The sequence below is a fragment of the Chryseobacterium ginsenosidimutans genome (assembly GCF_039536845.1).
Lineage (GTDB): Bacteria > Bacteroidota > Bacteroidia > Flavobacteriales > Weeksellaceae > Chryseobacterium > Chryseobacterium ginsenosidimutans_B.
This window is the reverse complement of the sequence record NZ_BAAAZJ010000003.1, coordinates 536,950-549,685: the sequence shown is the minus strand read 5'-3', so window position 1 is coordinate 549,685 and position 12,736 is coordinate 536,950. Positions and strand designations below refer to the sequence as shown.

The following is a 12,736-nucleotide window of genomic DNA, read 5'->3' as shown; positions in this document are numbered from 1 at the left end:
TATTGCATTCTTTACTAAACTCCGTTTCATTCTGAATGACACAGAAATATCGTTTAATTAAAATAAAAAATCCCGAGAAAACATCCCGGGATTTACAGTTTAAAAAATTTATAGTGTCAGTTTACTATTTTTTTGCTTTTTCTTTTAACTCTTCCTTGTCTTTGTCGGATGGGTTCCAAACTTTTACGTCAGAATTTTTATCAATTCCTGATAAGATCTGAACATTGATTCCGTCGCTTGCTCCAAGCTTCACATAAGTTTTCTTGAATTTTCCATCTTTTTGCTTAACCTCAACAAAAGGAACATCTTTTCCGTTCTTTTTTTCGTACTGAACTAATGATTCATCCAATAACAAAGCATTTTTCTGAGAATTTAAAACAATTTCTCCGTTAGCAGAAAAACCGGCTCTGATGTACTCGTTGTTTGGATTGTAAACATCACCTTCAACCGGGAACTTAATCGTTCCGTTGTTATCTTTCCCTTTTGGAGCAATCATCGTTAGTTTTCCCGGGAAACTTTTGTTTTGAAGAGCACCGATTACGATATTCATACCCATTCCCTGCGTTAATTTTCCGGCTTGAGCTTCATCTATTTCTCCCTGGAAAATCAATGAACTAAGGTCTGCAATTGAACAGATTGTTGTTCCCGCGTTGAACGAGTTCGCTTCAATAACCTGACTTCCGACTTTTACAGGAACTTCAAGAACTGTACCTGCCGCTTTTGAACGGATCTGAGTTGTTGCCAAACCTTGTAACTCAGGAGTTGAACCTGTTTTTACGATCTGTAATGTTTTTTGTGCTGTAATCAATTGCTGATTTGCATTCTTTAAAGTCTGCTGAGTGGAATATAATTGCTGTTGAGCATTCAGATATTCCTGTTTAGAAGCAACTCCCTGCTTGTAAAGTTTTTCTTGCATCTCAAATTGCTTACGCATATTTTCAACATTAAGTTTTGCATTGTTGATCTGAAGCTGTTGGTTATCCACATTCTGTTGTGCACTGTTTACATCAGCAATATTCGGAATGATTCTCACCGTTGCGATCAACTGTCCTGCAGTTACTTTATCTCCTTCATCCACTAAAATCTTATCGATAATTCCCGCTATATTTGGTTTGATTTCGATTTCTTCTTTCGGAACAATTTTTCCTGTTGCCATCACCTTATCATCCATGTTCTGAACAGACGGTTTTCTGGTAAGGAAAGCCTCACTTTCTTTAGAATTGGACTTTACAAGATAACCGATTCCCGAGAACAATGCCACTGCAAATAAAAGCCCCAAGACAATATAAATGGCTTTTTTCCAAGTGAATTTCTTTTTCATATGTATAGTTTATTTTTTATTTAACTAGTTTTATTTTATTTTGATAAATCATCAATTATTCTGATCTTAATGCTTCAATAGGTCTGATTTTCACTGCTCTTTGTGCAGGAATCATTCCGATGATTAATCCTAAAACTACCATCACAGCCATTGCCGCAAAAACGTTTCCGTAATTTACCGTTGGATTGTAGAATGGGAAAGAATCCTGACCTTTTGTTGCAATATCCAAAATCATTAATACAAAAATACCCGACATGAATCCGAGTAAACCGGACGAAAGCGTGATCACAACACTTTCCAGCAAAATCTGATTTCTTACTTCTGATGGTTTTGCACCCAAAGCTCTTCTGATCCCGATTTCTTTTGTTCTTTCCTTTACCGTAATCAAAAGGATATTCGAAATGGCAATTACTCCGGCAAGAATCGTTAATGTTCCTACAATGATTGTTAAAAGCTGCATTCCCGATAAAAATCCTGTCAGTTTTTTAAATTCTTTTCCAAGATTAAAAGTTCCGAAAGCATTGGTATCATCCGGCGAAACATTGTTTTTTGATTTTAATTGCTGTTTTACCTTCGTTTCTACATTATTTACATCTGCATTTGGCTTGCTTACAATCGCGAAAAAATCTACATTATCTCCGTTGTTATACATTTTCGTAAAGGTGGAAAGCGGGATAAAAACAGTTTGGTCATTTTCCATTCCGCCGCCTTTTTTTACTCTGAAAACTCCAATTACATTAAAGAAAATACCTTTAATATTAATCGATTTTCCTAGTGGATTTTCATTCTTTTTAGCATCGAAAAAGTTTTTGTAAACTTCTTCTCCAATCACTACTACATTTTTATTTTGTGAAATATCTGCGTCATTAAGATATCTACCGAAAATTAATTTTTTCTCCGAAATTTTGTTTCCTAAAGGATAATCGCCATTCAGAGTGTAAGTTGCTGACTTCCCATTTTTAGACATTTGTTCACCAGCATTTCCGAAATTCCCTCTTGAATTCTGAGGAGAAATGTAATCTATTTCCGGAATTTTTCTTTTCAGCATTTCAATGTCTGCCAGTTTCAGATGTACCTGTCTGCCCTTCGGGAAACCGTCGTAAGGAATCGATGTATTCTGAGCCCAAAGAAAAATAGAATTGGTAGCAAATCCTGAAAACAATTTATCGAAACCGTTTTCCATTCCTTTTGCCGCTCCAAGCAAACTTACATACAAAAACATACCCCAACCCACACCAATCATGGTAAGGAATGTTCGAAGCTTATTATTCCTCAATGAATAATAAATTTCCTGCCAAGTATCCTTTTTAAATATTATGTTCACTTTTTTATTTAATTATAAATGATGAATGATTAATGATTAATGATCTTTTCAAAATCATAATTCGCTTTTTAAGTCTAAATTATTCCGTTCTTAATGCTTCGATCGGTTTAATTCTTGATGCTCTGTAAGCCGGTACAAATCCTGCAATCAATCCTGAAAAAACCAGTGCGATGAATGCCATAATGATCGTTCCCCAACCTACGCTCGGGCTTTTAATAAAGTATTCTTCAAGATTGTCGCCAATTAAGTTTAAGGCTAAAATTCCCAATCCTACTCCTACAAATCCTGAAACGACAGTAATTACAACACTTTCCTGAACAATAAGAGCAACAATACTTCTTGGCTTTGCACCAATTGCTTTTCGTACTCCTATTTCTTTGGTTCTTTCTTTTACGATGTAAACCATGATATTACTGATCCCAATAATTCCTGCCAACAAAGTTCCCATTCCGATAAATCCTACAATCGCTGTAAGAACCGCCATGAAAGTGAAGGTATCGTTCATGTTTTGGGCATTATTCCAGACTCTTACTCCGTTTTCATCGTCTGGAGAAACATTTTTTCTGGCTTTTAATCGATTTTTTAATTCGTCACCATATTTGATAGCTTCCTGTGGAGTCAGTTTATCATTGTAAGCAATATAATTTATACTTACTGTGTCAGAACCTTTCTTCATCTGCTGCAACGTTGTGATAGGAACTGTGATATGTCTTTCGTCCCAGTCACCACCATCATCAGAGAATACTCCGACTACTTTGAACATGGTTCCGTTAATATCCAGCTCTTTTCCGACCGGACTTCCGTTTTTAATTAAATCACGCTGAACCATTCTTCCGATCACGGCAACGTTTTGTTTCCTATCCAAATCTGTTGGTGTCAAATAACGACCTTCCAGCATTTTTCGGTTTTCGATGATTTTTTCTTCGGGTTCAGCTCCGTTGATCTGGTAATTTCCGCTTTCTTTACCATATTTAACCAATAAATTGGCGGTATATCTCGGTGTAGAACTTCCAACGTTTTCTTTATCTACATTCACAAGGAAATCGTAGTCAGAATTATTCATCGTAACGATCCTGTCGGATTGAAGTCCCTTATAAGCAATAGTCGTTTTTCCTGTAACAATCGAAATCAGGTTTTGGGCATCTCTCGCAAAACCTTGTGTAAAAGCATTCTGCAATCCAGTTCCAATCCCGAAAAGCACAATGAAAATAAATAAACCCAAAGCCACGGTAAATCCGGAAAGCACCGTTCGCAATACATTACTGCGAATAGAACTGAATATTTCCTGCCAACGATCTAGGTCGAACATTTTTTTATTATTAAAAGATTAAAAAATTTAAAGATTAAAGCTTTATGAACTTTTAATTTTTAAATTCTCTTATTATCAAATTTTCAAAATAATCTATAAAACAATCTGCTTTATAAATTCATCACTTTCAATGATTCCGTCTTTCAGAATGACGTTTCTTTTTGTCTGTGCCGCTACGTCGGGTTCGTGGGTTACAACGATGATTGTTTTTCCTTCATTATTAATATCCTGAAGAAGTTTCATAATATCATGCGTTGTTTTAGAATCCAATGCTCCGGTTGGTTCATCTGCAAGAACAACCTTTGGGTTGGTTATCAAAGCTCTTGCAATGGCAACCCTTTGTTTCTGACCTCCGGAAAGCTCATTCGGTAAGTGAGTCGCCCATTCAGCCAACCCTACTTTTTCCAGATATTCCATTGCTTTTTGGTTACGCTCCTTCCTTGGCATATTCTGATAATATAAAGGAAGTGCAACATTATCCAAAGCCGTTTTATATCCAATTAAATTGAAAGACTGGAAAATGAATCCCAAAAACTTACTTCTGTATTCTGCAGCTTTCACTTCAGACAAGTGCTCGATCGGAACATTATCCAATTCGTAAGTGCCGGAATCTTTTTCATCAAGAATACCAATAATATTAAGAAGCGTAGACTTCCCGGAACCGGAACTTCCCATGATGGAAACAAACTCGCCTTCGGAAATATTTAGATTGATTCCCTTGAGAACGTGCAACTTGCTTTTCCCTGTATCGTACGATTTATGTAAATCCTGAATTACTAACATTAAGTGATGTATGATTTTATACCCTATAAGTAGATATATTTTTTAATTTGTTACGAAGAATGGAAAATTCTTTATTTTTATTATTGTTTAGTCATTAACACCTTTATTCATGGTACTTTTTAAATTATTGTTTAACTCCAATTCACTAATAACCTCTATTTTGGACTGATAATAGTTTGTAAGTCAATATCTAAGCGGTCTTCATGTAAATGTGGAAAACTTTTAAGGTTAAAACTCAATCATTTAGTCTTTCACCCTTTCAAATACAGTTCTTGTTTTCTAACTTTGTGCTTGCACAATACAAAAAATAAATCGCTTTCTCGGTTGATAACTTTCACTTATAAGTTACAAAAAATCAGAATGTTGAATATTTTTTGAACTTTATCCACAGTGATCTATTTATTTTAATTTTAAGACATTATTAATATGGGAATTTTTGATAAGAGAGTAAGTTACAAGCCATTTGAATACCCTGAGGTTCTTCAATTTGTAGAGGCGATCAACAAATCGTTCTGGGTACATTCTGAAGTGGATTTTACTGCAGACGTTCAGGATTTTCATTCGCAGTTGGAGCCGCATGAAAAACACGCTGTAAAAAATGCGCTTTTAGCGATTGCACAGATTGAAGTGTCTGTAAAGACATTCTGGGGAAACCTATATAATCATATGCCAAAGCCTGAACTAAACGGTCTGGGAGCTACTTTTGCAGAATGTGAATTCCGTCATTCGGAAGCATATTCAAGGTTATTGGAGGTTTTGGGATATAACGAAGAATTCTCTAATGTGATAGAAATTCCTGCCGTAAAAAAGAGAATTGATTTCTTAACAAATGTTCTTAAACACGCGAATTCCGCAACACCAAAAGAATACGTTTCTTCTCTTTTATTATTCAGTATTCTGATTGAAAACGTTTCGCTTTTCTCACAATTTGCGATTATCCTTTCTTTTACAAGATTTAAAGGATACATGAAAAACGTTTCCAATATTATCGCATGGACTTCTGTTGATGAACAAATTCACGCCAACGCCGGGATTTATTTAATTAACAAAATCCGTGAAGAACAACCATATCTATTAACAGATTCTGATATCGAAGATATTTATACTTTAGTCGATCAATCTGTAGAATTGGAAGGCGAAATCCTTGACTGGATCTTTGAATTGGGAGAATTAAGCGTTTTCTCAAAAGAAGATCTATTAAACTTTATGAAATACCGTGTTGATGACAGTTTAAAGAAAATCAACATGAATACAAAATATAACGTTTCCCCGGAACAATACAGACCAATGATGTGGTTCGAAGAGGAAGTTTTTGCTAATTCTATGGATGATTTCTTTGCAAAAAGACCGGTAGATTATACAAAACACGATAAGAGTATTACGGCCAACGATCTTTTTTAAACTTTAGATTTAGATTTTAATGGGGATAAGGCGCGAGCGAAGCGAGCGTCAGAACAGATAGTATTAGCGATGTCATGCTGAGCCTGTCGAAGCATCTATAAATATATAAGTAATCCTTCTTGGATTTACAATCAATATAAAAAACAAAATTCCGAAGTACAAAAATGCTTCGGAATTCGAAAATATAAAATCTATGGACGAACAAAATAACAACATATGGTGGCTCAACGAAGAATCTGAGCAAATGCTGAACAGAGGTTACCTTTTAAAAGGAGAAACTGTAGACGGAGCAATCGACAGAATTACCACTGCGGCAGCCAAAAAATTATACAAACCGGAACTTCAGCCGGCTTTCAAAGAAATGATCACGAAAGGATGGATCAGTTTCTCATCTCCAGTTTGGGCAAATATGGGAACGCAGAGAGGTCTTCCTATTTCTTGTTTTAACGTTCACATTCCGGACAGCATCGAAGGAATTACTCACAAAATGGGTGAAGTTATTATGCAGACGAAAATCGGTGGCGGAACTTCGGGATATTTCGGAGAACTTCGTAACAGAGGAACTGCCGTAACGGATAACGGAAAATCTTCAGGAGCTGTTTCTTTCATGAAATTGTTTGATACGGCGATGGATGTTGTTTCTCAAGGTGGTGTAAGAAGAGGTGCTTTTGCTGCTTATTTGGATATCGATCACGGAGATATTGAAGAATTTTTATCAATTAAAGATATCGGAAGCCCGATCCAAAACTTGTTTACAGGAATTTGCGTTCCTGATTATTGGATGCAGGACATGATCGATGGTGATATGGATAAGCGTAAAATCTGGGCAAGAGTTTTAGAAAGCCGTCAGCAAAAAGGTCTTCCGTACATTTTCTTTACAGATAATGTAAACAGAAATAAACCACAGGTTTATAAAGATTTAGGATTAACCGTAAATGCAAGTAATCTTTGTTCGGAAATCATGCTTCCGTCAACGAGAGAAGAATCTTTCATCTGTTGTCTTTCATCAATGAATTTAGAATTATACGACGAGTGGAAAGATACGAATGCTGTACAATTGGCTATTTATTTCCTTGATGCTGTTTTATCAGAATTTATCGAGAAAACAGAAGGAAACTACTACCTACAAGGAGCAAGAAACTTCGCAATACGTCACAGAGCTCTTGGATTAGGAGTTTTAGGATATCATTCTTATTTACAGAAAAATATGATCCCGTTTGAAAGTTTTGAGGCAACTCAATTTAATGCAAGAGCTTTCAGACACATCAAAGAACAGGCAGATATCGCTTCAAAGGAATTAGCAAATATCTACGGTGAACCGGAAATCTTAAAAGGTTACGGAATGAGAAATACCACAACAATGGCAATCGCTCCTACGACTTCAAGTTCTGCAATTTTGGGACAGACTTCTCCTGGAATTGAGCCGTTTGCTTCTAATTATTATAAAGCCGGTCTTGCTAAAGGAAACTTTATGCGTAAGAACAAATATCTGGCAAAATTATTAGAAGAAAAAGGTCTTGACAATGAGGAAACATGGAGAACAATCATGTTGAATCACGGTTCTGTACAGCATTTGAAAGAATTAACTGACGAAGAAAAAGCAGTATTCAAAACATTTAAAGAGATTTCTCCGATGGAGATTATTTCTCAGGCAGCACAAAGACAGCAATATATCGATCAGGCTCAGTCTCTGAACCTTCAGATTCCTTCAACAATGCCTGTAAAAGATGTAAACTATCTTTATATCGAGGCATGGAAAAAAGGTGTAAAAACTCTTTATTATCAAAGAAGTTCTTCTGTTTCTAAAGAAATGATGGTAAACTTTGTTACCTGTTCAGCTTGTGAAGCATAACAATCTCAAATAATAATATTAATATATCCAAAACACGCTTTTTTAGGCGTGTTTTTTTGTTTTAAACTATACTATTATTGAATTTATATCTTTTGAATTTATAAAGTAAACACCATAGAAATTTTGTAGTTTTTATTTTATATTTGTTTAAGTGTTTAATTCTTAAAAAAACAGATATGAAATTCGGACAAGTAGAAGATCCTTCAAAAATAGATTTTACATTACCAAAAGATCATCCGAGAACAAAGGAAATTTTGAGCCAGAATAAAAAAGGACTGGAAAATATTTCCATCGGATGTGCAAAGTGGAACAAAACCGACCTGAAAGGATTTTATCCAAAAGGTACAAAAGACGAATTGACGTATTACGCCACTCAGTTCAACTCTATCGAACTGAATGCAACTTTCTACGGAATGCCAACACCGGAACAGGTTCAGACATGGAAAGAAAAAACACCGACAGATTTCAAATTTTTTCCCAAAATCACCAATACGGTTTCGCACTTCAGAAGGCTTTTAAACATTGATGATGTGGTGACGCAATTTGCAACAGCAGTTTTGAATTTTGATGAAAAATTAGGAATGGTCTTTCTTCAGCTTCATGATAATTTCAAGCCGAAAGATTACGAAAGATTAGAACAATTTGTCAACAAATGGCCCAAAGAAGTTCCGTTAGCCATCGAACTCAGAAATACAGAATGGTTTACGGACACAGAAATTTTAGACAAAACCTGTCAGCTTTTTGAAGAGAACAATATCACCAATATCATTGTAGATACTGCCGGAAGAAGAGATATGCTTCACATGCGCCTTACAACTCCGAATGCTTTCATTCGTTATGTAGGAGCCAATGCAGAAAGCGACTACGCAAGGCTGGATGACTGGATGAAACATCTTACGAAATGGAAAAAAGAAGGACTTCAGAATGTTTACTTTTTTGTACATCAAAATATTGAAAAAGCTTCACCTCTACTTTCCGCCTATTTTATCAAAAAAATGAACGATGAATGGAAAACTGACATTTTTATTCCTCAAATGGCAACTGAAAATACAGCAACTTTATTTTAATGTTTCATAATTTTCAACTTTATTCACTAATTAGTGTAATATTTTACATCAAAAAATACAATTTTAACAAAAATAATTCACTTTTTCATCTGAAAAAAAATTAACTGACAATCTCCCTTTTGTATTGTAAAAATTAGTAAATTAGAGAGTACGATAACATATTGAATGTCGAACAATCTAAAAACTTTAATGATATGGAAAAGGAAATTTGTACAATAAGTATTACAACCGACTGGCTTGGTGACGAATATACATTTTATGAAGATGAAAAAATAAAACGAGCCTATGATAACAACAGCCTGAGTTCTGATCTTACAGAATGGTTGGAACCCAAGCAGATAAGTAAACAGAACAAGGACAAGCTTATCAAAAACTGTCCGGAAGAATTTAAGGAAAGAATCATGTTGATTTTAGATTATCCTTAAAGTTTTAAGAAAATAAAAACTGAAAAGTTTATTATAAAACTAAAAATCCCAACCTGAATTTGCACGTTGGGATTTTTTTATCTTCTTTTTCTGATTAATAAAACCAAATTGAGGAACAGCAGAAGAAAATCCAGTGTTACCCAAATTCCTAGTTTTATATTTTCATAATTATAAGCTTCAACCTGTTTTTTGGCAAGATCGGAAAGTCTCGCGCTTTGATTGATATAGTTTTGAACTTCAATAATCTGATCAATATTTTTATTAGGAAGCGAATGCTGCGAAAAATAGACAAGATTTTTCTTTCCCAAATACCCGACAACCCAATATTCATCAGACGTATCCATTTTAAGATATTGAATTCTAAAATATTCCGGACGGATTTTCCCGATATGTTTTGTCTCAATTACCTTACTTGCATCAGAATCATTCAGAATAACCACGTAAAAATCCAAAGGCTGAGGAAGCTTATTGATTACCTGCAAAGCCACAGAATCCTTTACAATTCCCACCGAACTTTTCTTAATAAACCAATAGGTAAAGAAAGAAATTGCAAAAACCAAGGTGACAATACGGAAAAGTTTTGCCCATTCAGCGCCTTTTCCTCTTTTTACTTTTGACAGAATAAGAGAAAAAAACAAAGCCCAGAAAATAAGCAAAACCACGAATACCATATTGCAAAGATACTTATTTTAAAAGGTTTTTGAGAAGGATGCTAATCAACATTCCACTCTTTATAAAACTGGTCAAGGAATTTCAGCATGAAATCATGTCTTTCGCTTGCAATTTCTTTTCCTTTCTCGGTATTCATTAACTCTTTTAACAACAACAGCTTTTCGTAGAAATGATTAATCGTTGTCCCGTTTGATTTTTTGTATTCGTCTTTCGACATATTCAATTTAGGCTCTACATTCGGATCGTACATCGGGTTATTTTTAAAACCTCCGAAATTGAATGTCCGTCCGATTCCAATGGCACCAATAGCATCAATTCTGTCTGCATCCTGAACAATTTTCAGCTCAACAGGAAGGTCTTTCGGAGCTTCTCCTCTATTTTTAAACGAGATATTTTTAATGATAAATAAAACCTGTTCAATCACTTCTTCAGAGGCATTTTCACTTTCTAAAAACTCTCTTGAAACTTTTAATGCAAGAGTTTCGTCACCATTATGAAATTTCGGATCTGCAATGTCGTGAAGCAAAGCCGCCAATTCCACCACTTCCCGGTTACAGTCTTCTGTTTCTGCTATTTTTTTGGACAGTTTCCACACTCTTTCGATGTGAAACCAATCGTGTCCTGCTTCTGCACCTTCCAATTTTTCCTTTACAAATTCTACTGTGTTTTCGATCAGATTCTTCATTTATATCAATTCATTTAAAATAATATTCCAGAGATTTTTATTATAGCTTCTAAAAAAATTAACGTGCCCAATTTCTCCTTTTTCTGACTCGGAAGTTTTGACTAATCTATAAGTTGGTTTAAGATTGGGATAAGTATCATTCAATAGGCTTTTCACTCCTTTTTCGGTTAACCAAACATCATCTTCCGCTCGAATTACGAATACTTTCTGTGTTAAATTTTTAGAATAATCATCAATTTTTTCCAACAAACCGTTGGTTGATTTCTTGTTTAAAATTAAGGTTCTCCAGTCATATGCACAATCTTTTGGAAGACTTTCTCCGAGCCCGAACCAATTTCCCGGGAAATATCCTAACAATGCGGTAGTTAAAGGCTGCGCAATTCCAAAACCGAGATACGCTTCAATTTTTGTTTTAAATTTTAGGTTTCCGACAAAAGCATTTTGGGTTCCTACGAAAATAAATTCTTCAAACATCTCAGAATCCTGATTCATCCCTAAAATTAAGGCTCCGACTGAATGCCCGAGACAATATTTCTGATAATCATTAAAATTAATTTTAATATAATCGGTTAAGGTTTTATAATCTTTTGCTCCCCAAATTCTCATGGAAGCATTGAAACCTTTCATATTTTCCGGTTTTGAAAGTCCGATTCCGCGATAATCGTAAGTAAGAACCGTAAATCCTTTTTCAGAAAAATATTGTGCAAAAGAAAAATAAACCTGCTGTTTCACTCCTGTCGCGGAATTAATTAGTAAAAGTTTGTTATTACTTCTTCCGGGTAAAAAAAGATGAGTAACGATTGAAATATTATCTTGAGTTTTTAACATCAAATTTTCCATATGATAAAGTAAAAAATCCACTATAAAAGTGGAAATTTTACTTTGTATTTTATGTTAAGTTTAAAACTTTCGATATGTAGCAAATAGCTTATGAAAAGAAATCCGAGACTCTCGGAAGTCCTGTTTGGGAACCTTTTTTAAAAGAAACCTTTGCAGAAACCTCATTTCCGAATTTCACACATTCTTCAATAGAATTTTTGTGACACAAAGCAACAGCAAATCCCGATGTAAAGGCATCTCCCATTCCCATCTTATAACTGGTTTTATCATCGTCATTTCTACAATATTTCATTTCCGTTCCGTCGAAATAAACGGTAGAATTGACATCGTCTCTTACAAAAACCTTATTGACATATTTTTTAAGAATATCTTCTCTCTGATCTTCTCCAAAAACAATATGAAGCTCATTGCTTTTTACCACAAGGAAATCTACATTATCTAAAATGTCATCATTTAATTTTTGTGCCGGAGAAGCATACAATCCGATTTTTTTACCAAGTTTTTTTGCCTTTTTGATCGTATATTCAATCACCTTCATTGACACTTCCAGCTGAAGAAGGACAAGATCTGCGGTGTGAAAATATTTATCTGCCGCTTCCACATGTTCGATACTTAGATAATTATTAGCAGCAGGAACTACAACAATCGCAGCATTTCCGTCTGAAGTCGTTACATAAGCTGTTCCTGTGGCTTCCTGATCTGTCTCGTAAACAAAACCTACATTTACATTTTCACCGACCATATTTCTCATAATCTGCTGACCTAGAGGATCCATGCCTACACAGCCAATAAAATATACGCTTGCTCCCAATCTTGCTGTTCCAACCGCCTGATTTGCACCTTTTCCTCCAAAATAACTTTCGGAGTTTCGGGCAATAACCGTCTCATTTTTGCATGGAACTTTTTCAGTTTCAAGGACAAGATCAATCGATGAGCTACCTACAACGATGATTTTCGGCTGTTCTGATGAGAAATTCATTGTGTTTTATATTAGTTTAATTATTTTGTGTTGATTCTGGCAAATTTATAATACGGGAACTGTGTTTCAAAAATAATT

The 12,736-nt window shown here is 34.9% G+C and carries 12 protein-coding genes; 4 read left to right on the top strand and 8 right to left on the bottom strand.

The window, feature by feature from the left end; all coding sequences use genetic code 11:
• Positions 1 to 124 precede the first annotated feature (124 nt).
• The 4 genes from ABD745_RS02565 to ABD745_RS02550 all read right to left on the bottom strand — a co-directional run bounded on the left by ABD745_RS02565 (position 125) and on the right by ABD745_RS02550 (position 4,737).
• Positions 125 to 1,321 (bottom strand): efflux RND transporter periplasmic adaptor subunit, encoded by a 1,197-nt coding sequence (locus tag ABD745_RS02565; protein ID WP_344824703.1) that lies wholly within the window; start codon positions 1,319 to 1,321, stop codon positions 125 to 127.
• 55 nt (positions 1,322 to 1,376) lie between these two features.
• A complete protein-coding gene (locus tag ABD745_RS02560; protein WP_344824700.1) occupies positions 1,377 to 2,645 on the bottom strand; it encodes an ABC transporter permease in 1,269 nt (422 codons plus the stop codon).
• A 79-nt stretch (positions 2,646 to 2,724) separates the two neighbouring features.
• Positions 2,725 to 3,954, bottom strand: a complete 1,230-nt coding sequence (locus tag ABD745_RS02555; protein ID WP_344824697.1) for an ABC transporter permease — start codon at positions 3,952 to 3,954, stop codon at positions 2,725 to 2,727.
• Between the two features lie 93 nt (positions 3,955 to 4,047).
• Positions 4,048 to 4,737, bottom strand: a complete 690-nt coding sequence (locus ABD745_RS02550; protein ID WP_047399681.1) for an ATP-binding cassette domain-containing protein — start codon at positions 4,735 to 4,737, stop codon at positions 4,048 to 4,050.
• Between the two features lie 426 nt (positions 4,738 to 5,163).
• On the opposite strand from ABD745_RS02550, the gene ABD745_RS02545 reads away from it, so the two are divergent.
• From ABD745_RS02545 to ABD745_RS02530, 4 genes are all read left to right on the top strand, one after another.
• Positions 5,164 to 6,138, top strand: coding sequence for a ribonucleotide-diphosphate reductase subunit beta (locus ABD745_RS02545; protein ID WP_344824693.1), 975 nt, complete (start codon positions 5,164 to 5,166; stop codon positions 6,136 to 6,138).
• 148 nt (positions 6,139 to 6,286) lie between these two features.
• On the top strand, positions 6,287 to 7,990 hold the full coding sequence (locus ABD745_RS02540) for a ribonucleoside-diphosphate reductase subunit alpha (protein ID WP_344827190.1): 1,704 nt from the start codon (positions 6,287 to 6,289) through the stop codon (positions 7,988 to 7,990).
• A gap of 176 nt (positions 7,991 to 8,166) precedes the next feature.
• Positions 8,167 to 9,057 (top strand): DUF72 domain-containing protein, encoded by an 891-nt coding sequence (locus ABD745_RS02535; RefSeq protein WP_344824690.1) that lies wholly within the window; start codon positions 8,167 to 8,169, stop codon positions 9,055 to 9,057.
• 194 nt (positions 9,058 to 9,251) lie between these two features.
• Positions 9,252 to 9,482 (top strand): hypothetical protein, encoded by a 231-nt coding sequence (locus tag ABD745_RS02530; RefSeq protein WP_344824688.1) that lies wholly within the window; start codon positions 9,252 to 9,254, stop codon positions 9,480 to 9,482.
• A 77-nt stretch (positions 9,483 to 9,559) separates the two neighbouring features.
• On the opposite strand, the gene ABD745_RS02525 is transcribed toward ABD745_RS02530, so the two are convergent.
• The 4 genes from ABD745_RS02525 to ABD745_RS02510 form a co-directional block, all read right to left on the bottom strand.
• Positions 9,560 to 10,153, bottom strand: coding sequence for a hypothetical protein (locus tag ABD745_RS02525; RefSeq protein WP_344824685.1), 594 nt, complete (start codon positions 10,151 to 10,153; stop codon positions 9,560 to 9,562).
• A gap of 41 nt (positions 10,154 to 10,194) precedes the next feature.
• On the bottom strand, positions 10,195 to 10,839 hold the full coding sequence (locus ABD745_RS02520) for an HD domain-containing protein (protein ID WP_344824682.1): 645 nt from the start codon (positions 10,837 to 10,839) through the stop codon (positions 10,195 to 10,197).
• A complete protein-coding gene (locus ABD745_RS02515; RefSeq protein ID WP_425549784.1) occupies positions 10,840 to 11,679 on the bottom strand; it encodes an alpha/beta hydrolase family protein in 840 nt (279 codons plus the stop codon).
• Positions 11,680 to 11,767: 88 nt separating this feature from the next.
• Positions 11,768 to 12,658 (bottom strand): PfkB family carbohydrate kinase, encoded by an 891-nt coding sequence (locus ABD745_RS02510; protein ID WP_344824676.1) that lies wholly within the window; start codon positions 12,656 to 12,658, stop codon positions 11,768 to 11,770.
• Positions 12,659 to 12,736 lie beyond the last annotated feature (78 nt).

Excerpts from the sequence above, each read along its gene's own strand:
- ABD745_RS02555 (WP_344824697.1), bottom strand. The coding sequence starts at position 3,954 with ATGTTCGACCTAGATCGTTGGCAGGAAATATTCAGTTCTATTCGCAGT.
- ABD745_RS02510 (WP_344824676.1), bottom strand. The coding sequence starts at position 12,658 with ATGAATTTCTCATCAGAACAGCCGAAAATCATCGTTGTAGGTAGCTCA.
- ABD745_RS02535 (WP_344824690.1), top strand. The coding sequence starts at position 8,167 with ATGAAATTCGGACAAGTAGAAGATCCTTCAAAAATAGATTTTACATTA.
- ABD745_RS02530 (WP_344824688.1), top strand. The coding sequence starts at position 9,252 with ATGGAAAAGGAAATTTGTACAATAAGTATTACAACCGACTGGCTTGGT.
- ABD745_RS02565 (WP_344824703.1), bottom strand. The coding sequence starts at position 1,321 with ATGAAAAAGAAATTCACTTGGAAAAAAGCCATTTATATTGTCTTGGGG.
- ABD745_RS02550 (WP_047399681.1), bottom strand. The coding sequence starts at position 4,737 with ATGTTAGTAATTCAGGATTTACATAAATCGTACGATACAGGGAAAAGC.
- ABD745_RS02545 (WP_344824693.1), top strand. The coding sequence starts at position 5,164 with ATGGGAATTTTTGATAAGAGAGTAAGTTACAAGCCATTTGAATACCCT.
- ABD745_RS02525 (WP_344824685.1), bottom strand. The coding sequence starts at position 10,153 with ATGGTATTCGTGGTTTTGCTTATTTTCTGGGCTTTGTTTTTTTCTCTT.
- ABD745_RS02520 (WP_344824682.1), bottom strand. The coding sequence starts at position 10,839 with ATGAAGAATCTGATCGAAAACACAGTAGAATTTGTAAAGGAAAAATTG.
- ABD745_RS02515 (WP_425549784.1), bottom strand. The coding sequence starts at position 11,679 with ATGGAAAATTTGATGTTAAAAACTCAAGATAATATTTCAATCGTTACT.